The sequence below is a fragment of the Vibrio sp. THAF64 genome (genome assembly GCF_009363455.1).
GTDB lineage: Bacteria > Pseudomonadota > Gammaproteobacteria > Enterobacterales > Vibrionaceae > Vibrio > Vibrio coralliilyticus.
Genome location: NZ_CP045355.1, coordinates 1 through 26,874, shown reverse-complemented (window position 1 = coordinate 26,874; position 26,874 = coordinate 1). Strand labels below are relative to the sequence as shown.

24 protein-coding genes and 1 pseudogene are annotated in these 26,874 nt (G+C 47.2%); 10 read left to right on the top strand and 15 right to left on the bottom strand.

The features are described from left to right. Positions 1-260: 260 nt before the first annotated feature. The 6 genes and pseudogenes from FIU99_RS00125 to FIU99_RS00100 all read right to left on the bottom strand — a co-directional run. Complete coding sequence (locus FIU99_RS00125) at positions 261-701, bottom strand: hypothetical protein (RefSeq protein WP_152471925.1); 441 nt, start codon at positions 699-701, stop codon at positions 261-263. A gap of 108 nt (positions 702-809) precedes the next feature. Further along, positions 810-1,085 carry a hypothetical protein gene (locus FIU99_RS00120; RefSeq protein WP_152471924.1) on the bottom strand — a complete coding sequence of 92 codons (276 nt, stop codon included), beginning with the start codon at positions 1,083-1,085 and terminating at the stop codon, positions 810-812. A gap of 63 nt (positions 1,086-1,148) precedes the next feature. After that, entirely contained in the window at positions 1,149-1,484 is a 336-nt protein-coding gene (locus tag FIU99_RS00115) for a hypothetical protein (RefSeq protein WP_152471923.1), read from the bottom strand. 216 nt (positions 1,485-1,700) lie between these two features. Then, positions 1,701-2,597, bottom strand: coding sequence for a hypothetical protein (locus FIU99_RS00110; RefSeq protein ID WP_152471922.1), 897 nt, complete (start codon positions 2,595-2,597; stop codon positions 1,701-1,703). A gap of 44 nt (positions 2,598-2,641) precedes the next feature. Next, complete coding sequence (gene tssD, locus FIU99_RS00105; protein ID WP_152471921.1) at positions 2,642-2,911, bottom strand: type VI secretion system tube protein TssD; 270 nt, start codon at positions 2,909-2,911, stop codon at positions 2,642-2,644. A gap of 274 nt (positions 2,912-3,185) precedes the next feature. Continuing rightward, positions 3,186-4,034 (bottom strand): annotated as a pseudogene (locus FIU99_RS00100) (YifB family Mg chelatase-like AAA ATPase); the annotation flags it as partial. A 504-nt stretch (positions 4,035-4,538) separates the two neighbouring features. Between FIU99_RS00100 and ilvG the strand changes: the two are divergent. The 6 genes from ilvG (at position 4,539) to FIU99_RS00070 (ending at position 11,987) form a co-directional block, all read left to right on the top strand. Next, on the top strand, positions 4,539-6,185 hold the full coding sequence (gene ilvG / locus FIU99_RS00095; protein ID WP_006957498.1) for an acetolactate synthase 2 catalytic subunit: 1,647 nt from the start codon (positions 4,539-4,541) through the stop codon (positions 6,183-6,185). A 1-nt stretch (position 6,186) separates the two neighbouring features. Next, on the top strand, positions 6,187-6,471 hold the full coding sequence (gene ilvM, locus FIU99_RS00090) for an acetolactate synthase 2 small subunit (protein ID WP_006957495.1): 285 nt from the start codon (positions 6,187-6,189) through the stop codon (positions 6,469-6,471). A gap of 12 nt (positions 6,472-6,483) precedes the next feature. After that, the gene (ilvE, locus tag FIU99_RS00085; protein ID WP_006957494.1) at positions 6,484-7,428 is read left to right on the top strand and encodes a branched-chain-amino-acid transaminase; all 945 of its coding nucleotides are present in this window, start codon (positions 6,484-6,486) and stop codon (positions 7,426-7,428) included. Positions 7,429-7,441: 13 nt separating this feature from the next. Beyond that, positions 7,442-9,283, top strand: a complete 1,842-nt coding sequence (gene ilvD, locus FIU99_RS00080; RefSeq protein WP_006957493.1) for a dihydroxy-acid dehydratase — start codon at positions 7,442-7,444, stop codon at positions 9,281-9,283. A gap of 3 nt (positions 9,284-9,286) precedes the next feature. After that, complete coding sequence (gene ilvA, locus FIU99_RS00075; protein ID WP_152471919.1) at positions 9,287-10,834, top strand: threonine ammonia-lyase, biosynthetic; 1,548 nt, start codon at positions 9,287-9,289, stop codon at positions 10,832-10,834. A gap of 172 nt (positions 10,835-11,006) precedes the next feature. Beyond that, a complete protein-coding gene (locus FIU99_RS00070; protein ID WP_006957491.1) occupies positions 11,007-11,987 on the top strand; it encodes an MDR family oxidoreductase in 981 nt (326 codons plus the stop codon). 62 nt (positions 11,988-12,049) lie between these two features. Here FIU99_RS00070 and FIU99_RS00065 read toward each other — a convergent pair whose 3' ends face one another. Both FIU99_RS00065 and FIU99_RS00060 read right to left on the bottom strand, forming a co-directional pair. Next, on the bottom strand, positions 12,050-12,991 hold the full coding sequence (locus FIU99_RS00065) for a LysR family transcriptional regulator (protein WP_006957489.1): 942 nt from the start codon (positions 12,989-12,991) through the stop codon (positions 12,050-12,052). Between the two features lie 157 nt (positions 12,992-13,148). Continuing rightward, positions 13,149-13,334, bottom strand: coding sequence for a hypothetical protein (locus FIU99_RS00060; RefSeq protein ID WP_006957487.1), 186 nt, complete (start codon positions 13,332-13,334; stop codon positions 13,149-13,151). Positions 13,335-13,469: 135 nt separating this feature from the next. Between FIU99_RS00060 and tusA the strand changes: the two genes are divergently transcribed. After that, positions 13,470-13,718: a sulfurtransferase TusA gene (gene tusA, locus FIU99_RS00055; RefSeq protein ID WP_038514221.1), complete on the top strand. Its 249-nt coding sequence runs from the start codon at positions 13,470-13,472 to the stop codon at positions 13,716-13,718. Positions 13,719-13,772: 54 nt separating this feature from the next. Here tusA and FIU99_RS00050 read toward each other — a convergent pair whose 3' ends face one another. Continuing rightward, positions 13,773-14,033: a hypothetical protein gene (locus tag FIU99_RS00050; protein ID WP_006957484.1), complete on the bottom strand. Its 261-nt coding sequence runs from the start codon at positions 14,031-14,033 to the stop codon at positions 13,773-13,775. A 208-nt stretch (positions 14,034-14,241) separates the two neighbouring features. Then, on the bottom strand, positions 14,242-14,796 hold the full coding sequence (locus FIU99_RS00045; RefSeq protein ID WP_006957482.1) for a TMEM165/GDT1 family protein: 555 nt from the start codon (positions 14,794-14,796) through the stop codon (positions 14,242-14,244). A 478-nt stretch (positions 14,797-15,274) separates the two neighbouring features. On the opposite strand from FIU99_RS00045, the gene glyQ reads away from it, so the two are divergent. The 3 genes from glyQ to FIU99_RS00030 all read left to right on the top strand — a co-directional run bounded on the left by glyQ (position 15,275) and on the right by FIU99_RS00030 (position 19,742). Then, positions 15,275-16,198 carry a glycine--tRNA ligase subunit alpha gene (gene glyQ / locus FIU99_RS00040; protein ID WP_006957480.1) on the top strand — a complete coding sequence of 308 codons (924 nt, stop codon included), beginning with the start codon at positions 15,275-15,277 and terminating at the stop codon, positions 16,196-16,198. 2 nt (positions 16,199-16,200) lie between these two features. Beyond that, entirely contained in the window at positions 16,201-18,267 is a 2,067-nt protein-coding gene (gene glyS / locus FIU99_RS00035; protein ID WP_006957478.1) for a glycine--tRNA ligase subunit beta, read from the top strand. Positions 18,268-18,491: 224 nt separating this feature from the next. After that, positions 18,492-19,742 (top strand): valine--pyruvate transaminase, encoded by a 1,251-nt coding sequence (locus FIU99_RS00030; protein ID WP_006957475.1) that lies wholly within the window; start codon positions 18,492-18,494, stop codon positions 19,740-19,742. 108 nt (positions 19,743-19,850) lie between these two features. Here FIU99_RS00030 and FIU99_RS00025 read toward each other — a convergent pair whose 3' ends face one another. The 5 genes from FIU99_RS00025 to dnaA all read right to left on the bottom strand — a co-directional run bounded on the left by FIU99_RS00025 (position 19,851) and on the right by dnaA (position 26,874). Continuing rightward, positions 19,851-20,285: an Hsp20 family protein gene (locus FIU99_RS00025; RefSeq protein ID WP_006957473.1), complete on the bottom strand. Its 435-nt coding sequence runs from the start codon at positions 20,283-20,285 to the stop codon at positions 19,851-19,853. A gap of 496 nt (positions 20,286-20,781) precedes the next feature. Next, positions 20,782-23,199, bottom strand: coding sequence for a DNA topoisomerase (ATP-hydrolyzing) subunit B (gene gyrB / locus FIU99_RS00020; protein WP_006957472.1), 2,418 nt, complete (start codon positions 23,197-23,199; stop codon positions 20,782-20,784). Between the two features lie 13 nt (positions 23,200-23,212). After that, complete coding sequence (gene recF, locus FIU99_RS00015; protein WP_006957470.1) at positions 23,213-24,295, bottom strand: DNA replication/repair protein RecF; 1,083 nt, start codon at positions 24,293-24,295, stop codon at positions 23,213-23,215. A gap of 1 nt (position 24,296) precedes the next feature. Continuing rightward, a complete protein-coding gene (gene dnaN / locus FIU99_RS00010; protein ID WP_006957468.1) occupies positions 24,297-25,397 on the bottom strand; it encodes a DNA polymerase III subunit beta in 1,101 nt (366 codons plus the stop codon). Between the two features lie 70 nt (positions 25,398-25,467). Continuing rightward, positions 25,468-26,874, bottom strand: coding sequence for a chromosomal replication initiator protein DnaA (dnaA, locus tag FIU99_RS00005; RefSeq protein ID WP_029235934.1), 1,407 nt, complete (start codon positions 26,872-26,874; stop codon positions 25,468-25,470).

Genomic DNA, 26,874 nt, shown 5'->3' with positions numbered 1-26,874 from the left:
TTCGGGGCAGGACCTTCTTAGAGCCATAACATCCGTAATCACAAAAGGCAGCGTACCGATTGGAGAACGCCGCCTTTTAGTATGACACTTTAATACTTAGTATGAATCTTTATTACTTGGTATGAAACTTCATTCTACTCACACACCAGAAATAAGGATTAACATTCTAAGCATTCATAGAGCTACAATTGAGTACAGTACTAAAATTCTTTGCAATACTGGTTATTCCTACCTATTTGTTTAAGGCAATGTCATACAAATCAATTAGCAAGGTTCGTATCTACTTTGATCCATGTATCAATGAACTGTGCGTAATGAGGGTATCTACCCATTAACCTCTTGTCAGCCACGATACTTTTCATCGTAGTATCGAAGGTTTCTGTACAAAGAGTGTAATTCATAACTGAAAGCCGTATATCTGTTTCTAAGCTCTCCCTTTCCAATCCATTCTGAATCATTGAGTCCGCCACATCCAGAGCAGTTATGATGTTTCTAAACCCGGCTGAACTAATGTTCTCCAACATTAAAGTTTGCCCACACTTCTTTTCTACATACCCTTTATAAGTCACAGTGTGCTTAGCCTGGTTTGGTGCCATTGTATTAAGCGCCATGATGTAGCCTTCAAATGCCGCATAGCTTGTTCCTGCCATCGCTGTGCATGGCAACGCTATTGCGATCATTCCAAGTAACAACTTCTTCATGCTAAACCTTTCTTAGTTTCATTTAATGTGTAGAGCTTCTTGTAAAAGCCTGTAAAAATGTAGCTACCACTTTCAAAGGGGACTTACTAATTTTAGTTTTGGTCAAGTTCATGGCATTTGTTTTAATAAGCAACTTTTCTGCTCGCTGGTCAATTCAGACTCATGTAGGTATCTCCCCTGGACAGGAGGGGGGGTGACGAGCTTTGGTGTTTGTCCACGTTCGAGTGGTAGCCCACCTGCGTGTACGAGCCCAATAACATCACTTTCTACACTCAATGCCCATACTGCAACTCGATAAACAGTATAAGGTTGTGGTTCTGCGTTGAGGTTTTCATGCACGAAGTACCAACCGTCAGCAGGTGAGATTTGTTTGTAGTTAGTCATTATATCCCCTTCTATGTTCTAACCATGACTGTGTTAACTTATATATTTCGGTCTTATCTTTAGCTAATGTGTTGCCTCGTTGAAAGCTGCAATTCCAGCATCGCACAGCGGTTTTGTTACTGGCTTGTTCGCATTATCAAGTTTTTCCAATCCTGAATGCGTGTATTTAGCACACCACACACTATCTTCTCTGCCTGTTGTCTTGTTGCGATATATAACGTTGAGGTAGCTAAGATCGTTGACCTCGACTTTTATAATATCCGACGTATTGTATTGATTTGGCAGCGACACCAAAACTTGATTCACGTTAGGTGAAGTATTGCCGAACGCAGAAGTTTTGGCATGCGCAATGTTTATCACTGCAGCCATAAAGATGACCGTAAAAATGTTCCTTTTCATATCGACTTTTCCATCGTAGTTGTCAGCACCTCAAACACAGATTCAGCATAGCTGCGTCCGAATTCTTTGACTTGTTAAGCACCTTGTAAAGCTAGCCTCTTATCTCAGTTTTAGGTTAGAGTTAAAGTTCAGGAAATGAAGTTTACATTAGAACAAATACGGCAATCAGAAATGCGTAGTATTCCACCTCCAGCTGACAGCCAAATTCTATTGCTCTTATGTGTTCTTAGCTAAGAATGCTTGCATGTTGGTATTAGGTTGTTCTACCTCGAATTTACCGTAAGTAGTCGTTAACTGTTGCCACAGGTTTGTCAACTTACCTTGCCTTCTGTGAAACGGATGGATCCATGCTGTCGATAAATAAGCATCATTGTCTTTGGGAGCCACCATTGTTACCTGCCCTATTAAACACTCCCTAACTTCCTGACTGTCGATCATTCGAATGTCTTCGACTATTGGGTAGACATCTACATTCTCCCAAGCGTCATTTGACGTATCCCAATTGAATCCGTCCTTACATTCCTTGCCTTGATAACGCCGTAATGCCACGCATGCTTCTTTTTGCCAAGTTGGTGAATTCAAAGTGATTGGGTTGTCATACTTACAGCCAGTAGGTGCTGGTATGGGACGAATGATTAAACTTTGGGCTTCTTCACAAAATAAATCAGCCAGAGAACCCTCAATACGATTTGATATTGAAGAGTGTACGTTTACTAATCCAAAGTGCTCTTCATTGAGGTTGTCCTGAGTATAAGATTTACTATTAACAGTAATGCTTTCTTGATCTTGTTGATTCAACCCTCTGGAAACTTTGGTTTGATTGAAGTCGATAACATGCATAGTGTCAGATGGTAATTTTTTAAACCAGTGAAGACTGTCTGACCAATAAAATAGATTTGGGCTACAACGGCATATACCTACTAACCTTAGCAGAGCTTGCTCTACCGAAGTATTGGGCAACTTTAACATTTCACAATTAAATACTTCTGGTCGTGTTGGTGGATAATGTTCTATACAAATGTCTTTAAGTAGTTTTGCCGCGTGCTTATTTTCATCACTATGACTCACAAAAATGATTGGTTTATCATCGTACTTTGCTTCATTTTCAATCAAGCAGTCGATAGCAAAACCTATACCTTGGATGATTTTCTCAGTTTTTAAATAATGTGGTTCTTACATTTAAGCTCAGAACCATCTGAACACGCTTGCGATATTAACGGACTAGACTTATCAACTTTCTTGACTATCTGCACAGGAGAGTGAACGGAACGATTCTCCCAAGCCATATTGTGAGAGAATCCTAGAACGGTAATCTCGTCTTCATGACCAGGCTGATAGCCATTGCCCATTGAATCGGGAGTGTTACACGCTGTCGAAAGTAGGCCACCTTCAGTACTTTCAATTGTTAGGTAAGCAATTGTGCTCATAGTATTTGTTCCTTGATTTTCTTTGAGCAAATCGTACCAGTTTTCAACCATTAGCACATCGTTGCATAATAACTGCTGTATTGGTGAAATTATCGGCTTAGAGGGTGGGGTATCATAGGTATACTCCAAAGCCCATAGTTTTTTTGTACAAAAAGCGTTCAAAAATACCAATTGCGCAACAGCTTACAACAGAAATTATTCTGCATTGACCTCAATATAGTTCACATTGGTTATCATTATTCAATGTGAACTATCACTAATTAATGTATTTAACACCTCCGCCGACGAGCGCTGCCATTGAACTTGAATGGTGCGGTGCACGAAAGGGGCGCCGCTTCCAGTTAAGCGCATTAATCTCCTGCTGAGTCAGCGACGCAACAGATGCAGTTTCCATTGCTTCGTCGTCACTCATTTCCGGCAGCAAATCGCACAAACGCGAGGCGAGCATGGTTTTCCCCGTCCCAGGCGGGCCTAAAAATAACAAGTTGTGGTTACCTGCCGCGGCAATCTCCAAAGCACGTTTACCTTGCTGCTGACCAATGATGTCTTGCAAGTCGCGGCCATTATCCACCGCTCGGTGCAGATTTTGTGTTTGATGCAGGCTAAGCTTTTGTTGGCCGCAAAGATCGGCGCACACTTCCAGTAAGCTTTGGGCAGATTTATGCTGTTCTTCGCCCACTAACGCGGCTTGATCTCCGTTGTAATGAGGCACAACCAAGCTTCGCTGTGCTTTGTTGGCTGCCAGCGCTGCAGGCAATACCCCTTTCACTCCTCGCAGTTCCCCCGACAAAGCCAGCTCACCAACGAATTCTTTTTCCGCCAAACCGCTGACTGGAATCTGCTCTGAAGCAGCGAGAATGCCAAGTGCAATCGGCAAATCAAAGCGCCCTCCCTCCTTGGGCAGATCGGCAGGTGCAAGATTGACTGTGATTCGCTTGGCTGGGAACTCAAATCGAGAGTTGATGATCGCGCTGCGCACTCGGTCACGTGACTCTTTGACCGTGGTTTCCGGTAATCCCACCAGAGTGAACCCCGGCATTCCATTACTGATATGCACCTCTACCGTCACAGGTGGCGCTTCAACCCCCACCGATGCCCGACTGTAAATAATGGCTAAACCCATAATTTTTCCTACACTCTCTGCTATCTATTTATCTGTTTGATAACTTGCGCACTTTTCTAACAATCTTGTTATATAGCGTGGTGAGATGATGAGAGAATGTGAAAAAAGAATGACTTTTTGCTTGTCACGTAACGGAATTCTATGTTACCACTAGTGACGCAAACAATTTCGTACCATATTACGTAAGCACAACATTAGAAAAGAATATGAATTTCGACGCCCGCATTAACGCACTGATTGTCCTGATTATCGTGGTCATTATTGATTCCGCGCGGGGGCTGGTGGGCGAAAAATAAAACACCAAATTCAAAAAAACCCCCGCACTGATAAAGTCCGGGGGTTTTTTTCAACTTAAACGCTGAAAATCAGCGAAAAATAAACACTGACTTAGTCAGGCAGACAGAAAAATAAAGAGCTCAGCCGCGAGCTGGCAGGAAGAATGGGAGCGCACATGACGTGCACAACAACACAACATTACTACTTAGGTAGTCAAGGAGGCTTACGATGACAGGTGCTGAATTAGTCGTAGCCGCATTAAAACAACAGGGCATCAAAACCGTATTCGGCTATCCAGGCGGTGCCATCATGCCAATTTATGACGCGCTGTATGACGGTGGCGTCGAGCACATCCTCTGCCGTCACGAACAAGGTGCAGCGATGGCCGCTATCGGTATGGCACGCGCGACTCAAGATGTCGCAGTCTGTATGGCAACATCTGGTCCCGGTGCCACTAACCTAGTAACCGGTTTGGCCGATGCGTTTATGGATTCGATCCCAATGGTGGCAATCACGGGTCAGGTCGCCAGTTCCCACATCGGGACAGACGCTTTCCAGGAAATGGATGTGATAGGAATGTCGCTATCCTGTACCAAGCACAGCTACCTCGTGACTGAGATTGAAGAGCTTGCACCAACTTTAGCCGAAGCGTTTGAAGTCGCTAAAGCAGGCCGACCAGGACCAGTGATTGTCGACATCGCTAAAGATGTTCAGCTGGCTCAGGCACCGGTTGACGTTTTACCTCCATTCACACCACCAGCGCTTCCCGTTCCTAAAGCAGAAGCCATTTCTGCCGCTCAGGAGCTTCTTTCACAAAGTACCCGACCAGTATTTTATGTTGGTGGTGGTGTACAACTGGGTAAAGCCACAAAAGCCGTTCGCGAATTCTTACGTTTAAACCCAATGCCTTCGGTCAGCACCCTGAAAGGCTTAGGTACTATCGAACGTCACGACCCACATTACCTTGGCATGCTGGGTATGCACGGCACCAAAGCCGCGAACCTAGTCGTTCAAGAATGTGACCTGTTGATTGCTGTTGGCGCGCGATTCGATGACCGAGTCACAGGTAAATTGGAAACGTTCGCCCCTCACGCTCGCGTTATCCATATCGACATCGATGCCGCTGAGATCAACAAGCTGCGTCACGCCCATGCGCCACTGCGCGGTGATATCAATTCCCTTCTTCCTCAACTCGAGCTGACTCAAGACATCACGCCATGGGTCAAGCACAGTGAAAGTCTGCGTAGTGGCTTTAAGTGGCGTTACGACCACCCGGGTGATCTAATTTTTGCTCCGGGTATGCTCAAACAGTTGTCCGACATGATGCCTGATAGTTCAATGGTCTCAACCGATGTAGGTCAGCACCAGATGTGGGCAGCGCAGCATATTCAGCCACGTGACCCACAAAACTTCATCACATCCGCAGGCTTAGGCACCATGGGCTTTGGCCTTCCTGCCGCTATGGGTGCCGCGGTCGCACGTCCGGATGATCAGTCTATCCTTATTACAGGTGACGGCTCTTTCATGATGAACGTTCAGGAACTGGGTACGCTAAAACGTCGCCAGATTCCAGTCAAAATCGTTCTATTGAACAACCAACGCTTAGGCATGGTACGTCAATGGCAGTCGCTGTTCTTTGATGGTCGCCACAGTGAAACCATTCTGGATGACAACCCAGATTTCATCACCTTAGCGAAAGCGTTTGATATTCCTGGAAAAACGATCACGAGAAAAGAAGAAGTTGAGCCGGCGATTCAGGAAATGCTGGAAAGTAAAACCTCGTACTTGCTACACGTTTTGATCGACGAAGAAGAAAACGTGTGGCCACTGGTGCCACCAGGTGCTTCTAACAATGACATGCTGGAGAACACATAAGATGGAAAGATATCTAATCGACATTAAAGCAGACGACAAACCGGTACTGCTGGAGCGTGTTCTTCGTGTGGTTCGCCATCGTGGTTTCATTGTTAGACAAGTTGCAGGCACACAGAACCATGAGAGCAAGATTGCCAGTGTCGAGATCATCGTCGACAGCGATCGTCCGATCTCCTTTCTGACCAATCAGATTGAAAAGCTCTGGGATGTGCGCACGGTTGAGGTAACACAAATCGCCAGTGACGAGCTACCGAATAACAACCTACAACAAAAAATTTGTGCATAAAGGAAGGCAATAATGGCTACTACAACAGCGGATTACATTTGGTTTAATGGCAAGCTGGTACCGTGGAAAGAAGCGAATGTTCACGTATTGACTCATGCGATGCACTACGGTACTTCAGTATTTGAAGGTGTGCGCTGCTACAACACGCCTAAAGGACCAATTATATTCCGCCATCGTGAGCATGCGAAGCGACTGAAGGATTCAGCCAAAATCTACCGTTTCCCTATCCCTTACTCTGTGGATGAAATCATGGAAGCGACGCGCGAAACACTGCGCGAGAACAAACTCGATAGCGCTTATATTCGTCCGCTAGGTTTTGTTGGCAATGTTGGCCTCGGTGTGTGTCCACCGCAGGGCACCGAAATGGACCTGATCATAGCCGCTTTCCCATGGGGCTCTTACCTAGGTGAAGAAGCCTTGGAGAAAGGGGTCGATGCGATGATTTCCAGCTGGAACCGTGCGGCGCCAAACACCATTCCAACCGCAGCGAAAGCTGGCGGTAACTACCTGTCTTCATTGCTGGTTGGCGGTGAAGCACGTCGTCATGGCTACGATGAGGGTATTGCATTAAGTGTTGATGGTTATTTATCTGAAGGCGCAGGTGAGAACATCTTTGTGATTAAAGATGGTGTGATCACCACGCCACCAGCAACCAGCGCCATCCTACCGGGCATTACTCGTGATTCGATCATGACCATCGCTCGTGACAAAGGTTACCAAGTACGCGAAGCAAACATTGCTCGCGAAGCACTTTATCTAGCAGACGAAGTGTTTATGACAGGTACTGCAGCAGAGGTCGTTCCTGTTGCAACCATAGATAAAATTGACGTAGGCAGCGGTAAACGCGGCCCTATCACCAAAGAGCTGCAAGAAGCTTACTTTGGACTATTCAACGGCACCACTGAAGATAAGTGGGGCTGGTTAGATTACGTTTACCCAGCAGACGCGGCAAAATAAAGGAAGTAGTAAGATGCCTAAATACAGATCAGCAACCACCACTCACGGTCGTAACATGGCGGGTGCTCGTGCACTGTGGCGTGCAACTGGCGTAAAAGATGAAGATTTTGGTAAGCCAATCATCGCAGTCGTGAACTCATTCACTCAGTTTGTACCGGGCCACGTTCACCTTAAAGATATGGGCCAACTGGTCGCCGGTGAAATCGAGAAAGCAGGCGGTATAGCCAAAGAATTCAACACCATCGCAGTCGACGATGGTATCGCAATGGGCCACGGTGGCATGCTTTATTCACTGCCATCGCGTGAGCTTATCGCTGACTCGGTAGAGTACATGGTGAATGCTCACTGTGCCGATGCCATGGTATGTATCTCCAACTGTGACAAAATCACTCCGGGAATGCTAATGGCGTCAATGCGCCTTAACATCCCAGTAATCTTTGTTTCTGGCGGTCCAATGGAAGCGGGTAAAACTAAGCTTTCTGACCAAATCATCAAGCTAGACTTGGTTGATGCGATGATCCAAGGTGCAGACCCGAAAGTTTCAGACGAGCAAAGTGAACAGATCGAACGCAGCGCATGTCCGACATGTGGTTCATGTTCAGGTATGTTCACAGCGAACTCAATGAACTGCCTGACTGAAGCGCTTGGTCTTTCTCAGCCAGGTAACGGTTCAATGCTAGCGACACACGCAGACCGCGAAGAACTATTTATCAACGCTGGTAAACGTATCGTTGAACTGACACGCCGTTACTACGAGCAAGATGATGAATCTGCACTGCCGCGCAATATCGCCACTTTTGATGCATTCGAAAACGCAATGGCGCTTGATATCGCCATGGGCGGCTCAACTAATACCATTCTTCACCTGCTCGCTGCTGCGCAAGAAGGTGAGATTGACTTCGATATGGAAGATATCGATCGCTTATCTCGCAAAGTACCTCACCTATGTAAAGTGGCGCCATCAACTCAGAAATATCACATGGAAGACGTACACCGCGCGGGTGGTGTTATGGCTATCCTCGGTGAGCTAGACCGCGCAGGTTTGCTTCACAATGATGCGCGCACCGTGCTCGGCCTTTCAATGAAAGAGCAGCTAGCACAATACGACATCATCCAAACGGAAGATGAAGATGTATTGAAGTTCTTCCGCGCAGGCCCTGCAGGCATTCGTACTACCAAAGCTTTCTCACAAGATTGTCGTTGGGATCGTCTTGATGATGATCGCGCTGATGGTTGTATCCGTTCAATCGATCACGCGTTCTCTCAAGAAGGAGGCCTAGCCGTTCTGTCAGGCAACATCGCTCTTGATGGTTGTATTGTGAAAACAGCTGGCGTTGATGAGAGCATTCATAAATTCACTGGTCCTGCTGTAGTGTTTGAAAGCCAAGAAGACGCCGTTGAAGGCATCTTAGGCGGTAAAGTCAAAGCAGGCGATGTGGTTGTCATCCGCTATGAAGGCCCTAAAGGGGGCCCAGGTATGCAGGAAATGCTTTATCCAACCACTTACCTGAAATCAATGGGGCTTGGTAAAGAGTGTGCACTGCTGACAGATGGTCGCTTCTCTGGCGGTACGTCTGGCCTGTCCATTGGTCATGCTTCACCTGAAGCGGCGAATGGTGGTGCGATTGGTCTGGTGAAACAAGGCGATATGATCGCAATTGATATTCCAAACCGTTCTATTTCTCTAGAAGTCTCAGAGCAGGAACTTGCTGAGCGCCGTGCAAAACAAGACGAACTGGGCTGGAAACCAGTCGATCGTCAACGTGAAGTTTCTTTTGCACTCAAAGCGTACGCAAGTATGGCAACCAGTGCTGACAAAGGGGCAGTGCGAGATAAATCTAAGCTAGAGGACTAGCTTATGTCTGATTCTCTCTTTTCAGGGAAAGCTCATCAGACTGGCGCAGACTATCTGCGCCATATCTTAAGAGCTCCGGTTTATGAAGCAGCAACGGTAACGCCTTTGCAGGAAATGCCACGCCTGAGTGAACGAATTGGCAACAAAGTGCAAATCAAGCGCGAAGACCGCCAGCCAGTTCATTCGTTCAAACTACGTGGCGCCTACAATATGGTTGCCAGTTTGTCTGAAGCGCAGAAGGCCGCTGGCGTGATTGCCGCCTCAGCGGGTAACCATGCACAAGGTATGGCGCTTTCCGGCACTAAGCTTGGTATCAAAACCACAATTGTGATGCCAAAGACCACACCTGACATTAAAGTCGAAGCGGTACGTGGTTTTGGCGGTCACGTGGTACTGCACGGCAATAACTTTGATGAAGCCAAAGCTGAAGCCGAGCGTTTGTCAGAACAATATGGCTATACATTTGTGCCTCCTTTTGATCACCCATTAGTGATCGCGGGCCAAGGCACCATTGGCATGGAGATGCTGCAACAAAATGGTCATCTCGATCATATCTTTGTGCCAGTTGGTGGCGGTGGTTTAGCAGCTGGTGTGGCGGTGTTGGTCAAACAGCTGATGCCAGAAATCAAAGTCATCGCGGTTGAGCCTGAAGATTCAGCGTGTCTTAAGGCAGCTTTAGATGCGGGTGAGCCCGTCGTTCTCGATCAGGTCAGCATGTTTGCTGATGGCGTCGCGGTAAAACGCATCGGTGAAGAGACGTTCCGCTTATGTCAAAAGTACCTCGATGGACACATTACCGTTTCCAGCGATGAGATTTGCGCCGCAGTCAAAGACATCTTTGAAGATACGCGCGCTATCGCAGAGCCTTCTGGTGCGCTAGCTTTAGCTGGGTTGAAGAAATACGCCGAGCAAAACGAGCTTAAGAACAGCAACCTAGGTACTGTTCTGTCAGGTGCGAACACGAACTTCCACGGTCTGCGCTACGTCTCTGAGCGTTGTGAACTGGGTGAAAAACGTGAAGGCCTGCTGGCAGTCACGATTCCAGAACGCCAAGGCGCATTCTTTGAGTTCTGTAACTTAATTGGCGGCCGAGCGGTCACTGAGTTCAACTACCGCTACAACGATGACGATCTGGCCAACATTTTTGTTGGTGTCCGTCTACAAGGTGGGCAGGAAGAGCTGGAACACATCATTCACGATCTGCGTGAAGGTGGTTACCCTGTGGTCGACTTGTCAGACGACGAAATGGCAAAACTGCACATTCGTTACATGATTGGTGGTAAGCCGTCGAAGCAGCTGAAAGAACGTCTATACAGCTTTGAGTTCCCAGAGTACCCAGGTGCATTGCTGAAATTCCTCAGCACATTAGGCACACATTGGAACATCAGTCTGTTCAACTATCGCAACCATGGTGCCGACTATGGTCGAGTATTGTGTGGCTTTGAACTGGATGAAGCCGATTTATCACGATTTTCCGCCCATTTGCGAGAGCTGGGTTATCAATGCAAAGACGAAACCGACAACCCGTCGTATAAGTTTTTCCTTTCTTAATCATCAAAAAGCCAGTCACATGACTGGCTTTTTCTTTACTGCCCAATACGACTTTCCACAATGCACTGTATGCATGTATATAATGCTAAAGTTTCATTTTAGTCATAGTGACTTTCAGTCTACACTCAATATCAGTTTTTAAATGTTTGCTACCGCGTAGTGGAGACCATCTATGTTTAACGCACTGATTCTAAACCAAGAAGAAAAACGCACCATCGCCTCTGTAGAACAAATCGACGAAGCACAGTTGCCACAAGGCGACGTACTGATCGATGTCGATTACTCATCACTCAACTACAAAGATGGTCTGGCGATCACTGGCAAAGGTAAGATCATCCGCAACTTCCCTATGGTACCGGGCATCGATATGGCAGGCACCGTTGCTCACTCAGATGATGAACGTTACCAAGTCGGCGATAAAGTCGTATTAACTGGCTGGGGTGTGGGTGAGAATCACTGGGGTGGTATGGCTCAACGTGCGCGCCTAAAAGCAGACTGGTTGGTGCCACTGCCAAAAGGGATCGACAGCAAAAAGGCCATGATGGTTGGCACCGCTGGCTTTACTGCCATGCTGTGTGTTCAAGCGCTTATCGACGCTGATGTCAAACCTGAGTCAGGTGAAATTCTGGTCACAGGCGCCAGTGGTGGTGTGGGTTCAGTAGCGGTAACGCTATTGGCAACGCTCGGCTACAAAGTGGCGGCGGTGACTGGCCGTATTGAACAAAATGGTCCTCTCCTAGAAAAGCTGGGCGCAAGTCGCATCATTGATCGTGTCGAGTTTGAAGAACCCGCACGCCCACTGGAAAAACAAGTTTGGGCTGGCGCCGTTGATACCGTGGGCAGCAAAGTCCTAGCGAAAGTACTGGCGCAAATGGATTACAACAGCGCAGTAGCCGCTTGTGGTCTGGCGGGTGGCTTTGACCTACCGACCACAGTGATGCCTTTTATTCTGCGTAATGTTCGCTTGCAAGGCGTAGACTCAGTGATGTGCCCAACAGAGAAGCGTATCGCCGCTTGGGAAAAACTGGTTGAACTACTACCTGACAGCTACTTTGAGCAAGCCTGTACTGAAGTGGCTCTTGCCGATGCACCAAAGTACGCAGAAGACATCACTAACGGTCAAGTAACAGGTCGCGTTGTGATTAAGCTGTAATTCTAAGATTCAAAGTAAAAGAGCCAGCATTGCTGGCTCTTTTTGTATCGATCGAAATCGTGTTAATCCAATCCCATATCTGCGATACGTTTGGCAATCAAACGGCTACACTCTTCTCTCACCACAGATCGCAGCCATTCCTGTGCTGGTGAGTGCTCGCAACGTGCATGCCAGATCATAGAATAATCAAACGGCGTGAACTGGAACGGCAAAGGTTTAACCGCCAAATCGTAACGCTCTGCAACCAGATAAGCTAAATCCGCTGGCACCGTAATGATCAGCGGCATGGTATCCACAATCGCCAATGCCGCTTCCAGATGATAAGCCCGCAGCACCATTTTTCGTTTTGGCTGATCGACCAGAGCCTGCTCAATTAACGCTTTGACGCCATCACTGATAGCAATCATCGCATGTGGATAGGTTAGGTAGTCCTTCAGACTGAGTGACGTGTTGGCCAACGGGTGCTGTTTAGATAAGAGACATAAAACCCCTACACGCCCAAGAATTTCACTGCGCAGTGGCTCTACTGGGCCAATAGGTCGGCATATGGCTAAATCCGCCCCCTCATACGTCAACTGATCAGCTAATCGGTCATGTTGCAGAGGTAGAAAGTTAATCGACACATTGGGCGCTTCCTGATAAATACGCGGCAAAGCAAAGGGCAGAATAGTCTGCATCGCATAGTCAGTGGTGGCGATATTGAAGGTGTTCTCAAAGCTTTGCGGTTCAGTTTGAATCGGAGACAACACCTGACGCAGAGACTCCAGCGGCTCTCCCAGTGCTTTGTCGACTTCAAGCGCTTTTTCGGTTGGAATCAGGTGTTGCCCCTGGCGTGTAAACAAAGGGTCATCCAGCATATCACGCAACCGACCTAACACTCGGCTCATCGCAGACTGGCTAAGATTAAGTCGATGTGCTGCCTTACTGACACTGCACTCTTCGATTAAAACCCGCAACGCCACCAGCAAATTCAGATCACGGCGATAGATGTCTTCTAATTCCACAAATAGCCACTTAAAATGAAGGGTGTATTTATTGAATTGTACTCTTTAGATAAAAAAAATCCCGCCTTTCAGCGGGGAAGCCCAAGAAAAATGGGGATAGTGTCGGAATGTAATTGAGCGTAGTTACAATTGAGAATGGTTGTTGGAAGTTCAACCATCAATTTTCTTGCTCTTCAGATGCGCTCGGCCAGCGATGCATCTCGAGCCAAATCCCTACAACCGTCGCAACCATGCCGAGCAAAGGCATAAACGACGATTCTGCTGGTGTACGTAAAACAAGTGCGCAAAAAGAAATAAAGCACAGCACGGAATAGATTGTTAGACGATCTAAAGCTGTCAACATAAGCGCTCCTTGTTTTAAATGTTACCAACTTGTTAACTAAGTTAAAACAATTTGATCGATTTGCCAAGGGGTTATTGAATATTTTTTCTTCACCAGTATTATCTACCCCCTATTGAGGTAACCAAAGATATGACCATGACAATCAATTCAGAACAGGCGACCCAGACTTTAGAGGCAGAAGGACTGCGCTGCCCAGAGCCCGTGATGATGGTCAGGAAGACAATCCGTAACATGCAAGAGGGCGAGATTCTGCTGGTAAAAGCCGATGACCCATCCACCACACGTGACATTCCGAGCTTCTGCCGCTTTATGGATCACCAGCTGATTGCGGCTCAAACTGAAGAGCTGCCTTATCAGTATCTGATCAAGAAAGGAATGGATTAGCGTTAACGCTAAACTAATTGAAGTGAAAAATGGCTGCCTGGGGCAGCCGTTTGTTTATTCGTCATATTCAATGGTGTGGACTTCAGATTGCAATTTTCTCAGCTGTTTTTGCATTGCCCGCATTTCTTCGTGCATTGGGATAATGTGCGCGACTCGAATCCAGGCTTCAACCGTCAACGCGGTCAACACAAATGAACCTGCAACAATCGGTAGCCACATGTCGGTCAGTACCATTGCCAGTAAACACAGTACCAAGCCGAAAGTGAATAGATAACTCTGACTTTTTGGGGTCATCCCCATATAACGTGTAAGCATAATGTTGCCCTCTCGCTATACTCTAGGTGTTTGAAGAATAAACAGAATCTTTCTCACCTTGAGTAACATCATTCACACCGTTAAGTTAGCATGACAAGTATGACACGAATATGTCAGCGATCACGCCCTTACACGAATTTAGCATAGAGTTTGATCTATCGCATTTCTCCACCAGATATCCGCTTTTTATCGCACGTTAGCGACCGTTTTAGAAAAACGCAGCGCCAACCGCCAGAGCGATAAATAGCAGAGCCGTCACCTTACGGATCAGGTTGAGCGGCATTTTATCGGCTGACAATTTACCAATCAGAACTACAGGGACATTAGCTGCCAGCATGCCCAGCGTGGTACCGATTATCACTAACGTCAACGCATCAGCAAACTGAGCTCCTAAGATAGACGTGGCAATCTGAGTTTTATCACCAATTTCAGCGATAAAGAACGCAATAAAACTGGCGACAAACGGCCCTCGGTTAGAAATTTCATCGTCATCATCCAGCTTATCTGGGATCAGTACCCAACCCGCCATAGCGAGAAAACTTGCCACCACGACCCACTTAAGCACCTCAGGTGATAAATAGTCGGCCACAACCACACCTAACCAAGCCGCAAGGGCGTGATTGGCAATAGTAGCGAAGAAAATAGCGGCGATAATCGGTATCGGTTTTCGATAACGACTGGCCAACAGCAAAGACAATAGCTGGGTTTTGTCACCAATTTCGGCTAAAGCGACAGTGGTAATTGAAATAGCTAAAACGCTCACGACATGCTCATTGAGGCAGGGATAATTATTTTAAACCTAAGACAAACCTCGTGCCCCACCCCGGTTCACGATGTTTATCTAAGGTCTTGCTAAACCCATCAGGCGATGAGTCTCGAGCGCCATGGTGATTGTGCACCAATTATGTTGACGAACGAACCAAACAATCAGGCTGATTGTGTTGGTAAGCTACTCCCCAAAGATGGGCGCAATTCTATCCAGCTCTATGTCATTTCTCAAGTAACAAAGTGGTCAAAAACTTCCTTTTAGGAAAATTTGGACGAATAAGCCATTAAAAATCCATTAAAGGAGAATTCTGACTAGGAATTAATCAAGATTAGCCCTACTCCCCTACGCAATATCTGGGTATACTTGATTGTTATTTTCATTATATTAATGTGCTGAAAGTGATAGAAATCGCCATGACTACGGCGAACATTTGATCAATAACAGCAACAGAAGAATCGCGCGAACCTGACTTATGCAAAAATACGATATCAAAACCTTCCAGGGAATGATCCTCGCGCTGCAGGATTATTGGGCTCAAAATGGTTGTACCATTGTTCAACCGCTAGATATGGAAGTGGGTGCGGGTACCTCTCACCCAATGACTTGTCTACGAGCGCTTGGCCCAGAGCCAATGTCTACAGCTTACGTACAACCTTCACGTCGTCCGACCGATGGCCGTTACGGTGAAAACCCTAACCGTCTTCAGCACTACTACCAATTCCAAGTAGCGCTAAAACCATCGCCAGACAATATTCAGGAGCTGTACCTAGGTTCTCTAGAAGTACTTGGTGTCGATCCTCTGGTTCACGACATTCGTTTCGTCGAAGATAACTGGGAAAACCCAACATTAGGCGCATGGGGCCTAGGCTGGGAAGTGTGGCTAAACGGCATGGAAGTGACTCAGTTTACTTACTTCCAGCAGGTTGGTGGCCTTGAGTGTAAACCAGTAACCGGTGAAATCACTTACGGTATCGAACGTCTCGCTATGTACATTCAAGAAGTAGACTCGGTTTACGATCTCGTATGGAACATCGCACCTGACGGCAGCAAAGTCACTTACGGCGACATTTTCCACCAAAACGAAGTGGAGCAGTCAACGTACAACTTTGAACACGCGGACGTCGATTTCCTATTCACTTTCTTCGACCAATGTGAAAAAGAAACCAAAGAACTGCTTGAGCTTGAGAAGCCACTTCCGCTTCCAGCTTACGAGCGCATTCTTAAAGCGGGTCATGCATTCAACATTCTTGATGCACGCAAAGCTATCTCAGTAACAGAACGCCAGCGTTACATCCTTCGTATCCGCAACCTGACTAAGTCGGTTGCAGAAGCGTACTACGCATCACGTGAAGCTCTTGGCTTCCCAATGTGTAAGAAAGAAGGCGAGGAGAAGTAATCATGGCAAAAGAATTTCTAATTGAACTGGGTACAGAAGAGCTACCACCAACGCAACTTCGCACCCTAGCGGAAGCGTTCGCGGCTAACTTCGAAGCGGAACTTAAAGGTGCAGACCTAGCACACGAAGGCGTGAAATGGTACGCCGCTCCTCGTCGTCTAGCACTTAAAGTTACTGCATTGGCTGAAGGCCAAGCGGACAAAGTGGTTGAGAAACGTGGACCAGCAGTTTCTGTCGCATTCGATGCGGACGGTAACGCGACGAAAGCCGCTCAAGGTTGGGCGCGTGGTAACGGCATCACTGTTGAGCAAGCTGACCGTCTAGTAACAGACAAAGGCGAATGGCTTCTTTTCAAACAAGAAGTGAAAGGCCAAGCAACGTCTGAAATCGTTGTCGACCTAGCAGCTAAAGCACTGGGTAACCTACCTATTGCGAAGCCAATGCGTTGGGGTAACAAGACTACTCAGTTTATCCGCCCAGTTAAAACACTGACTATGCTAATGGGCTCTGACCTGATTGAAGGTGAAATCCTTGGCGTAGCATCAGATCGCACTATCCGTGGTCACCGCTTCATGGGTGAGCAAGAATTCACGATTGAATCTGCAGAGCAATACCCAGCGATCCTAGAAGAGCGCGGTAAAGTGATGGCAGATTACGAAGCACGTAAAGCGATCATCCTTGCAGATTCACAAAAAGCCGCTGCAGCAGTGGGCGGTGTTGCTGATCTAGAAGATGACCTAGTTGAAGAAGTGACTTCTCTGGTTGAATGGCCAGTGGTACTGACTGCGAAGTTCGAAGAAGAGTTCCTAAAGGTTCCTTCTGAAGCGCTGGTTTACACCATGAAAGGTGACCAGAAGTACTTCCCAGTGTATGACGAAAACAAGAAGCTACTACCAAACTTCATCTTTGTTTCTAACATCGAATCGAAAGAGCCTCGTTACGTTATCGAAGGTAACGAGAAGGTAGTACGTCCACGTCTAGCGGATGCTGAGTTCTTCTTTAACACTGACCGTAAGCGTCCTCTTATCGACCGCTTGCCTGAACTAGAGCAAGCGATCTTCCAGAAGCAGCTTGGTACTATCAAAGACAAGACTGACCGCATCACAGAACTTGCTGGCTACATTGCTGAGCAAATCGATGCTGACGTTGAGAAATCTAAGCGCGCAGGCCTACTGGCTAAGTGTGACCTAATGACATCTATGGTATTCGAATTTACCGATACTCAAGGTGTAATGGGCATGCACTATGCGACTCACGATGGTGAAGACGAGCAAGTTGCACTGGCACTTTACGAGCAGTACATGCCTCGTTTCGCCGGTGACGAGCTGCCTAGCACAGGCATTTCTTCTGCGGTAGCAATGGCTGACAAGCTAGATACGATCGTTGGTATCTTCGGTATTGGCCAAGCACCTAAGGGTTCTGACCCATTCGCACTTCGTCGTGCATCACTAGGTGTGCTACGTATTATCGTTGAAAACGGCTACAACCTAGACCTAACAGATTTGATTGCTAAGGCAAAATCTCTGTTTGGTGACCATTTGACCAACGACAACGTAGAAGCTGACGTTATCGACTTTATGCTAGGTCGTTTCCGTGCATGGTACCAAGATGCAGGTTTCAGCGTGGATATCATCCAAGCGGTACTGGCGAATCGTCCAACTAAGCCATCTGACTTTGACCAACGTGTTAAAGCGGTTTCTCACTTCCGTGAACTGGAAGCGGCAGAAGCACTTGCTGCAGCCAACAAACGTGTAGGCAACATCCTAGCCAAGTTCGATGGTGAGCTAGCAGCAGACATCGATCTATCACTTCTACAAGAAGACGCAGAGAAAGCACTGGCAGAAAGCGTTGAAGTAATGACAGAAGCGCTAGAGCCAGCGTTCGCAACAGGTAACTACCAACAAGCGCTAAGCAAGCTAGCTGACCTGCGTGAGCCAGTCGATTCATTCTTCGACAACGTCATGGTAATGGCAGATGACGAAGCATTGAAGAAGAACCGTCTAACGCTACTGAACAACCTGCGTAACTTATTCCTACAGATCGCGGATGTTTCACTTCTACAGAAGTAATATCTCGAACAATATAGGTTCTACGAAGCCCAACTCCTCGGAGTTGGGCTTTGTTTTTATCAGTGACGGAATTTTGTGCTTTGCCTCGTAATCACATTAAGGTATGTTCAGGGATTACCCGATTATCCATAGACCACAACGCTCAAGGTGAGTCTTGGAATTACTAGCTTCGACTAGTAACTATTACACTTAAAGCAATCACAATGAATTAGGTATAACTACAAATGCAATTCTCTAAGTTTGGTGAAAAATTCAATCAGTATTCCGGTATTACGCGTTTAATGGATGACTTAAACGACGGCCTACGCACGCCAGGTGCGATCATGCTCGGAGGTGGTAACCCAGCCGCTATTCCAGCCATGCTCGAATACTTTCGCCAAGCCAGTGAGGAGATGCTCGCCAACGGGGAGCTCGTGGCCGCCATGGCCAACTATGATGGCCCGCAAGGCAAAGACGCGTTTGTCAAAGCTCTGGCTAAGCTATTAAAAGACACTTATGGCTGGAACATATCAGAAAAGAACATCAGCCTGACTAACGGCAGTCAGAGCGGCTTCTTTTATCTGTTTAATCTGCTGGCGGGTAAACAACCAGATGGCTCGCATAAGAAAATTCTGCTGCCTTTAGCGCCTGAATACATTGGCTACGGCGATGCAGGCGTAGATGAAGATATCTTTGTCTCTTACCACCCAGAGATCGAGATGCTCGACAATGGTCTGTTTAAATACCATGTCGACTTCGAACAACTCAAAGTCGATGACTCGGTTGCCGCCATTTGTGCCTCACGTCCAACCAACCCCACTGGCAACGTACTCACTGATGAAGAAATACACAAGCTGGATAAACTGGCGCGCGAAAATAACATTCCGCTCATCATCGACAATGCCTATGGCCTGCCATTCCCGAACATCATCTTTGAAGATGTTCAGCCGTTCTGGAACGAAAACACCATCCTATGTATGAGCCTGTCTAAACTCGGCCTACCGGGAGTACGTTGCGGGATTGTGATTGCCAACGAAGAAGTGACTCAGGCTATGACCAATATGAACGGCATCATCAGCTTGGCTCCGGGAAGCCTTGGTCCTGCGTTAGGTCACCATATGATTAAGAATGATGACCTGTTGAATCTCAGCACCAATGTTATCAAGCCGTTTTATAAGCAAAAATCTCAGCGAGCTGTCGAACTGCTGCAAACCGCCATCACTGACTCACGTTTTCGCATTCACAAACCAGAAGGGGCGATCTTCCTATGGCTTTGGTTTGATGAACTGCCAATCACCACTATGGAGCTGTACCAAAGACTGAAAGCTCGCGGCGTATTGATTGTACCGGGGGAATACTTCTTCATTGGTCAGGAAGATGGCTGGGAACACGCCCACCAATGTCTGCGCATGAACTACGTTCAAGATGATGAAATGATGCAGAAAGGCATCAAGATTATTGCTGAAGAAGTCGAGAAAGCGTATCAAGAAGCCTAAGTAAACACTGCTTCGGTTAGATCAAAAAAGAGCACCTAGATGGTGCTCTTTCACTCTTATTCCCGATCTATTTGGCTAGTTAAAGCCAGTGGTTTCAAATATGACGGGTTAACCTTCGATTAGGTTGTTACCACCAATCGCAATCTTACGTGGTTGCATCGCTTCAGGGATTTCGCGCTCTAGGTCAATGTGCAGTAGACCATTTTCCATGCTTGCACCCACCACTTTTACATAGTCTGCTAGCTGGAATTTACGCTCAAAATCGCGCTCTGCGATGCCTTGATATACGTATTGCTTCTCTTCTTCTGATTTACGCTCCCCCTTAACAATCAGCATGTTTTCTTTTTGAGTAAGGTCTAGCTGCTCTTCAGCAAAGCCTGCAACTGCCATAGTAATACGGTAGTTGTTTTCATCTTTTTGCTCGATATTGTATGGAGGGTAACCGCCAGAAGTGTTCTTCGAAGTGTTCGCTTCCATCATGTTGAATAGACGATCGAAGCCGATTGCGTTGCGGTAAAGTGGAGTGAAATCTACAGTTCTCATAATGCTATCCTCATAGTAAGCAATAGTCTTAGTCGTGAGTTTGCGCGGATCGATTCTGTATTCGAGCCTTGCCGACTAAGGGATTTATTCACTACTCCTCGGGTTCTGTTGACTCTGGGACGTAGCTATAAATCAGTTCAATTGTGTGCCTCTAAAGTCATCCTCTCCTGAGCGATACCCTATTGGCGGTTAGTGAGGTTCTGTTTCTTCTCTCGTGAGCAAGACAGCCTCCCTCTTCACAACTAGATATGTGGATTGAGCAAAATAGTTTCAAGGGATTATTTTCAATTATTTTGCCAAACCAATAATTTTCAATGCCTTACAGGCACAAAAAGCACCGCCAATAGGCAGTGCTTTAAGTGCAATGAAGCTATCAAATTAATTGCTTCGAGGCTAAGTTAGTTCGCATTAGTTCAAGTGAGGCGCACGCAGCATACAAGTGTATGTGAGTACGCCGAACGCAGAAATTATTCGAAATAACGACGCATCGTAGTGATTAAACGTCTAGGTTCGCTACTTTCAGTGCATTCTCTTCGATAAAGTTACGACGAGGTTCTACTTGGTCACCCATCAGTGTCGTAAACAGTTGATCTGCACCAACAGCATCTTCAATCGTTACCTGCATCATACGGCGCGTCTCTGGGTCCATTGTGGTCTCCCATAGCTGCTCTGGGTTCATCTCACCCAGACCTTTGTAGCGCTGTAGGCTTAGGCCACGACGTGACTCTTTGACTAACCAGTTCAGTGCCTCAACGAAGCTTGAAACAGGCTGAGTACGTTCACCACGCTTGATGTAAGCACCTTCTTCAATCAGACCATTAAGCGCTTCCGACAGATCGGCCAGCTTGCCGTATTCTTTTGAGTTAATCAGGTCAATACTCAGCGCATGCTCATGTGTCACACCATGAGTACGTACAACAATCTTAGGCAGGTTTAAACCAAGCTCTGCGTGCTGCTCTACTTCGAAGCTGTACTGGCTTGCGCCCACTTCTTTAGCATTAAGCTGCTCCACCAACTGTTTGGTCCATGCTTCAACAGCTGCTGCATCATGGCACTGCTCTGCCGTTAAACGCGGTGTGTAGATCAGCTCATGCATCAGCGCGTGTGGGTAACGGCGACTCATGCGCTCCACCAGCTTAATACCAGAATTGTACTGCTGAACCAGTTTCTCTAGCGCTTCACCTGCTAATGCTGGTGCTTCTGCGTTGACATGCAAAGACGCATTGTCTAACGCCAATGCCACTTGGTACTGGTTCATCGCATCTTCATCTTTGATGTACTGCTCTTGCTTACCTTTCTTCACTTTGTAAAGTGGTGGCTGAGCGATGTACACATAGCCACGCTCGATAAGCTCTGGCATTTGACGGTAGAAGAAGGTCAACAGCAGCGTACGAATGTGCGAACCATCGACATCCGCATCGGTCATGATAATAATGTTGTGGTAACGCAGTTTATCTGGGTTGTATTCGTCACGACCGATACCACAGCCAAGTGCGGTGATAAGCGTCGCGACTTCTTGCGAAGAGAGCATCTTGTCGAAGCGTGCTTTCTCAACGTTAAGGATTTTACCTTTCAGTGGAAGAATGGCTTGGTTCTTACGGTTACGGCCTTGTTTTGCGGAGCCGCCTGCCGAGTCACCCTCCACTATGTACAGTTCAGAAAGTGCTGGGTCTTTTTCCTGACAGTCTGCCAGCTTACCTGGTAGGCCTGCTAGGTCTAACGCGCCTTTGCGGCGAGTCATTTCACGTGCTTTGCGCGCCGCTTCACGAGCACGCGCTGCATCAATGATCTTGCTACAAACTGCCTTGGCTTCCGTTGGGTGTTCCACTAGGAATTCAGACAGCTTTTCACCCATCACAGATTCAACGGCTGACTTCACTTCCGAAGACACCAACTTATCTTTGGTTTGGCTTGAGAACTTAGGATCCGGAACCTTAACAGAGATGACTGCGGTGAGACCTTCACGTGCATCATCACCTGAAGTGGCAGTTTTCGCTTTCTTCGAGAAGCCTTCTTTATCCATGAACGAGTTCAGTGTACGTGTTAACGCAGCACGGAAGCCCGCAAGGTGCGTACCACCATCACGTTGAGGGATGTTGTTAGTAAAACAGTAGATGTTTTCCTGGAAGCCATCGTTCCACTGCATCGCGACTTCAACGGCAATACCATCTTCACGCTCAGCGTTGAAGTGGAAGACTTTCTCGATGATCGGCGTCTTGTTGGTGTTCAGGTGTTCGACGAATGCCTGAATACCACCCTCATACATGAAGTGGTCGCTCTTATCTTCTTCACGCTCATCAACCAGCTTGATCGAAACACCTGAGTTGAGGAACGAAAGCTCGCGCAGACGTTTAGCCAGAATATCGTAATGGAATTCAGTATTAGAGAAGGTTTCTTCACTAGGCCAGAAACGGATTTCCGTACCTGTTTTGTCCGTTTCACCAATCACAGAAAGTGGCGCTTGCGGCTCACCATGGTGATAGGTTTGAGTATGGATTTGGCCACCACGATGAATGGTCAGAGTCACTTGCTTAGACAGTGCGTTTACTACCGAAACACCTACGCCGTGCAGACCACCCGATACCTTGTACGAGTTGTCATCGAACTTACCACCTGCGTGCAGAACCGTCATGATAACTTCTGCTGCCGAAACATTCTCTTCCGGGTGCATTTCGGTCGGGATACCACGACCGTCATCGCGTACCGATACAGAGCAATCCTCATGAATCGTCACGATGATGTCTTTACAGTGACCCGCTAACGCTTCATCAATTGAGTTATCCACCACCTCGAAAACCATGTGGTGTAGACCGGTACCATCGTCCGTGTCGCCGATGTACATCCCCGGACGCTTACGTACTGCATCCAGGCCCTTTAGTACTTTAATACTCGATGAATCGTAATTTTCAGACATGAGTTATCTTCCACTATATATTTTGTTCTATTGTGCCATGTTCCACATGGAACATCCTGCCATTTTCGTCCAACATGTCGGCGATTTGGCTTTCTGTAATAGAACTGACAAAAACTTGCGCCCCCGTCTCCTTCAAGCAGTCTGCTAGACGCTTACGACGTTGACTATCTAATTCAGAGGCAAAGTCATCAATTAAGTAGACACATTGCTTGCCGGTCATCTCAGTGAGGTGTTGACCTTGCGCCACGCGCAATGCACATACCATGAGTTTGAGCTGACCTCGTGACAGAACATCCTCAACCGGAGTCCCGTTCACTTTAATTTTTAAATCGGCTTTATTCGGACCACTAAAGGTGTAACCCAGTGCCTGATCCCGTTCAAAGTTGTTCTCAAGAATTGCCTGATAAGGTGTGTCCTTATCCCATCCTCGGTAATACTTCAGCTGGATCTCAAATTCGGGGAGAAATGTCTGACAGATTTCCGTGGCTTTCTCGGTCATCTGCTCAACATATGTGGCTCGCCACTGGCTGATGTTTTCAGCCAACCTTGCCATCTCCTGATCCCAATACGACAGCTCACGATAGCTGGTGGCCGTTTTTAACAACGCGTTGCGCTGTTTATTCAGACGTTTAAACCGCCCCCAAGCATCATAAAAAGCCGACTCAGTGTGAAACACACCCCAATCGATAAATGCTCGGCGATGTTTTGGTCCGTCCGTCAGTAAATCAAACCCTTCCGGATGGATCAATTGCAGCGGCAGAACCTGCGCCAATTGAGCCAGTTTTTGTCCGGATTGACCGCCTATTTTAACCTCTGTTGAGCCATCACGCTGCTTATTAATGCCAATTGGTAGCTCAAATTGATCCGAGTTCAAAAAACGACCGTGCACAAACAGCTCATCGCAGTCATTTTGGATGACTCTGCCCGTTAGAGAGCTTTTAAAAGAGCGGCCGTGGCCGAGCAAGTAGACGGCTTCCAGAACACTGGTTTTGCCACTGCCGTTCGGACCTATAAGAAAGTTAAAGCCTGCTGATAGTTCAATATCACAGGCTTTAATGTTGCGAAACTGCTGAATAATAAGACGTGAAAGCGGCATGCTAGAGTCGAATCGGCATTACCACGTACATAGCGCCGTCGTCATCCACGTTTTCAATCATGGCACTGGCGTTAGCGTCCGACATCGACACGCGTACTTTTTCACAACGCAGAGTATTTAATACATCCAAGACGTAGCTGACGTTAAAGCCAATCTCAATCGGATCACCTTCGAAGCTGACATCCAGCATCTCTTCCGCTTCTTCTTGCTCTGGGTTATTGGCGGTAATGCGCATTTCCGTATCCGCTAAGTTGACGCGCACCCCACGGAATTTTTCATTCGACAGTATAGCGGCACGCGAGAACGCCTGACGCAGCTCATCACATTCCGCTTCAAGCGTTTTGGTCGTCGTTTGTGGCATCACGCGGCGGTAATCCGGGAAACGGCCATCCACCAGCTTAGAGGTAAAGACAAAGTTGTTCACTTCGGCACGCACATTGGAGCTACCAATTTGTAGTGTCACAGGCTGTTCAGGCGCATCCAACAACTTAACCAGTTCCAGTACACCTTTACGTGGCACAATGATTTGCTGCTGAGCAAAATCAGCACCTAGCTGAACCTGAGACACCGCCATACGGTGACCATCAGTGGCCACACTGCGGAGTGTCGTGCCATCAATTTCGAACAACATACCGTTGAGGTAGTAACGCACGTCCTGGTTTGCCATCGAGAATTGGGTTTTCTCAATCAATCCGCGTAGCTCACCTTGGGTCAGCGAGACTTCAACTTCACTCTGCCAATCTTCAATATTCGGGAAATCGTTAGCAGGTAAGGTAGATAGAGAGAATCGGCTACGTCCAGAACGCACCTGAACACGATCACCTTCTAAAACAAAGGTGATGACAGAGTCGTCAGGCAAGCCACGACAGATATCTAAAAATTTACGCGAGGGAACCGTCACACTGCCCGCTTCAAAGTCGCCTTCTAGAGCAACGCGGCTGATAAGCTCGACTTCCAGATCCGTTGCCGTCATCGACAACATATTGTCTTCAACTTTCAGTAACAGGTTACCCAGAATAGGAAGAGTTGGACGACCACCTAACGCGCCAGACACTTGCTGCAGCGGTTTAAGTAAGTGGTTACGTTCAATGGAAAATTTCATAGTACGCTCTTATCAGAATTCGTTTAGCTTAATACGGTATTATTCTATTTAGTGCTTAGAATACTGTGATTTAAGAAGAAAGGGTACGAATCAGGTTAGAATAATCTTCCTTGATGTCGTGACTCTCTTCGCGCAGTTGTTCAATTTTACGGCAGGCGTGAAGAACAGTGGTATGGTCTCGGCCACCAAAAGCATCACCAATTTCAGGCAAGCTATGGTTAGTCAGCTCTTTTGCAAGCGCCATCGCTAGCTGGCGCGGACGCGCAACCGAGCGCGAACGACGCTTAGACAGCAGATCAGCGACTTTAATTTTGTAGTATTCCGCCACCGTCTTTTGAATATTATCGATCGTCACCAGCTTTTCTTGTAGAGCCAGTAAGTCACGCAGTGCTTCACGGACAAAATCGATGGTGATTGGGCGACCGGTAAAGTTGGCATTAGCAATCACGCGGTTTAACGCGCCTTCCAGTTCACGTACGTTGGAGCGCAGTCGTTTAGCAATAAAGAACGCTACTTCATCAGCAAGGTGTATTTGGTGATCTTCGGCTTTTTTCATCAAGATCGCGACACGGGTTTCCAATTCAGGCGGCTCGATCGCTACCGTCAATCCCCAACCAAAGCGGGATTTTAAGCGATCTTCTACGCCACTGATCTCTTTTGGATAGCGGTCAGAAGTCAAAATGATCTGTTGATTACCTTCTAAAAGCGCATTGAAGGTATGGAAGAACTCTTCCTGAGAGCGCTCTTTATTGGCAAAGAATTGGATGTCATCGATCAGCAGGGCGTCAACACTGCGGTAGTAGCGTTTAAACTCTTCAATCGCGTTGTTTTGCAGCGCTTTTACCATGTCCTGAACAAATCGCTCAGAGTGCATGTAAACCACTTTGGCGTTCGGCTTGTTATCCACAATCGCATTGCCCACCGCGTGCAACAGGTGAGTCTTACCTAAACCTGTGCCGCCGTAGAGGAATAACGGGTTGTACGCTGCACCTGGATTATCAGCCACCTGACGAGCGGCCGCTAAACCGAGTTGGTTTGATTTACCTTCAACGAAGTTGTTGAACTTGTGCTTGATGTTTACATTTGAGCGGTGGTTGATCTCTGCCACCTGTTGCTCGTCGTCATCCCAGGTTTTGTGTACTGGCTTACGCGCTTGGAGCTGAGCGGGTGCTGAAGATTCTGCCGCCACATCAGCTGGCGTACGTTTCGGCGCTGGCTTAGGTGCAGAAACAGGGCGACTCCCCACTTCAAAGCGTAAACTTGGGATGTCATTGCCACAGTATTCCTGCAACAAACGATTAATGCTGTTGAGGTAACGATCGCGAACCCAATCCATTACAAAACGGTTAGGCGCAAATAAAGTGAGAGTATTGTCATTGAGCTCCGCTTGTAACGGACGTACCCACATACTGAATTCTGTAGCTGGTAGCTCTTCTTGAAGCTGCTGCATACATTGCAACCAAAGCGAAGATGACAC

Bases quoted from the DNA above. Each gene is read 5' to 3' on its own strand.
- FIU99_RS00125 (WP_152471925.1), bottom strand. From the start codon at position 701: ATGAAGAAGTTGTTACTTGGAATGATCGCAATAGCGTTGCCATGCACA.
- FIU99_RS00120 (WP_152471924.1), bottom strand. From the start codon at position 1,085: ATGACTAACTACAAACAAATCTCACCTGCTGACGGTTGGTACTTCGTG.
- FIU99_RS00115 (WP_152471923.1), bottom strand. From the start codon at position 1,484: ATGAAAAGGAACATTTTTACGGTCATCTTTATGGCTGCAGTGATAAAC.
- tssD (WP_152471921.1), bottom strand. From the start codon at position 2,911: ATGAGCACAATTGCTTACCTAACAATTGAAAGTACTGAAGGTGGCCTA.
- ilvG (WP_006957498.1), top strand. From the start codon at position 4,539: ATGACAGGTGCTGAATTAGTCGTAGCCGCATTAAAACAACAGGGCATC.
- ilvM (WP_006957495.1), top strand. From the start codon at position 6,187: ATGGAAAGATATCTAATCGACATTAAAGCAGACGACAAACCGGTACTG.
- ilvE (WP_006957494.1), top strand. From the start codon at position 6,484: ATGGCTACTACAACAGCGGATTACATTTGGTTTAATGGCAAGCTGGTA.
- ilvD (WP_006957493.1), top strand. From the start codon at position 7,442: ATGCCTAAATACAGATCAGCAACCACCACTCACGGTCGTAACATGGCG.
- ilvA (WP_152471919.1), top strand. From the start codon at position 9,287: ATGTCTGATTCTCTCTTTTCAGGGAAAGCTCATCAGACTGGCGCAGAC.
- FIU99_RS00070 (WP_006957491.1), top strand. From the start codon at position 11,007: ATGTTTAACGCACTGATTCTAAACCAAGAAGAAAAACGCACCATCGCC.
- FIU99_RS00060 (WP_006957487.1), bottom strand. From the start codon at position 13,334: ATGTTGACAGCTTTAGATCGTCTAACAATCTATTCCGTGCTGTGCTTT.
- tusA (WP_038514221.1), top strand. From the start codon at position 13,470: ATGACAATCAATTCAGAACAGGCGACCCAGACTTTAGAGGCAGAAGGA.
- FIU99_RS00050 (WP_006957484.1), bottom strand. From the start codon at position 14,033: ATGCTTACACGTTATATGGGGATGACCCCAAAAAGTCAGAGTTATCTA.
- glyQ (WP_006957480.1), top strand. From the start codon at position 15,275: ATGCAAAAATACGATATCAAAACCTTCCAGGGAATGATCCTCGCGCTG.
- glyS (WP_006957478.1), top strand. From the start codon at position 16,201: ATGGCAAAAGAATTTCTAATTGAACTGGGTACAGAAGAGCTACCACCA.
- FIU99_RS00030 (WP_006957475.1), top strand. From the start codon at position 18,492: ATGCAATTCTCTAAGTTTGGTGAAAAATTCAATCAGTATTCCGGTATT.
- FIU99_RS00025 (WP_006957473.1), bottom strand. From the start codon at position 20,285: ATGAGAACTGTAGATTTCACTCCACTTTACCGCAACGCAATCGGCTTC.
- gyrB (WP_006957472.1), bottom strand. From the start codon at position 23,199: ATGTCTGAAAATTACGATTCATCGAGTATTAAAGTACTAAAGGGCCTG.
- recF (WP_006957470.1), bottom strand. From the start codon at position 24,295: ATGCCGCTTTCACGTCTTATTATTCAGCAGTTTCGCAACATTAAAGCC.
- dnaN (WP_006957468.1), bottom strand. From the start codon at position 25,397: ATGAAATTTTCCATTGAACGTAACCACTTACTTAAACCGCTGCAGCAA.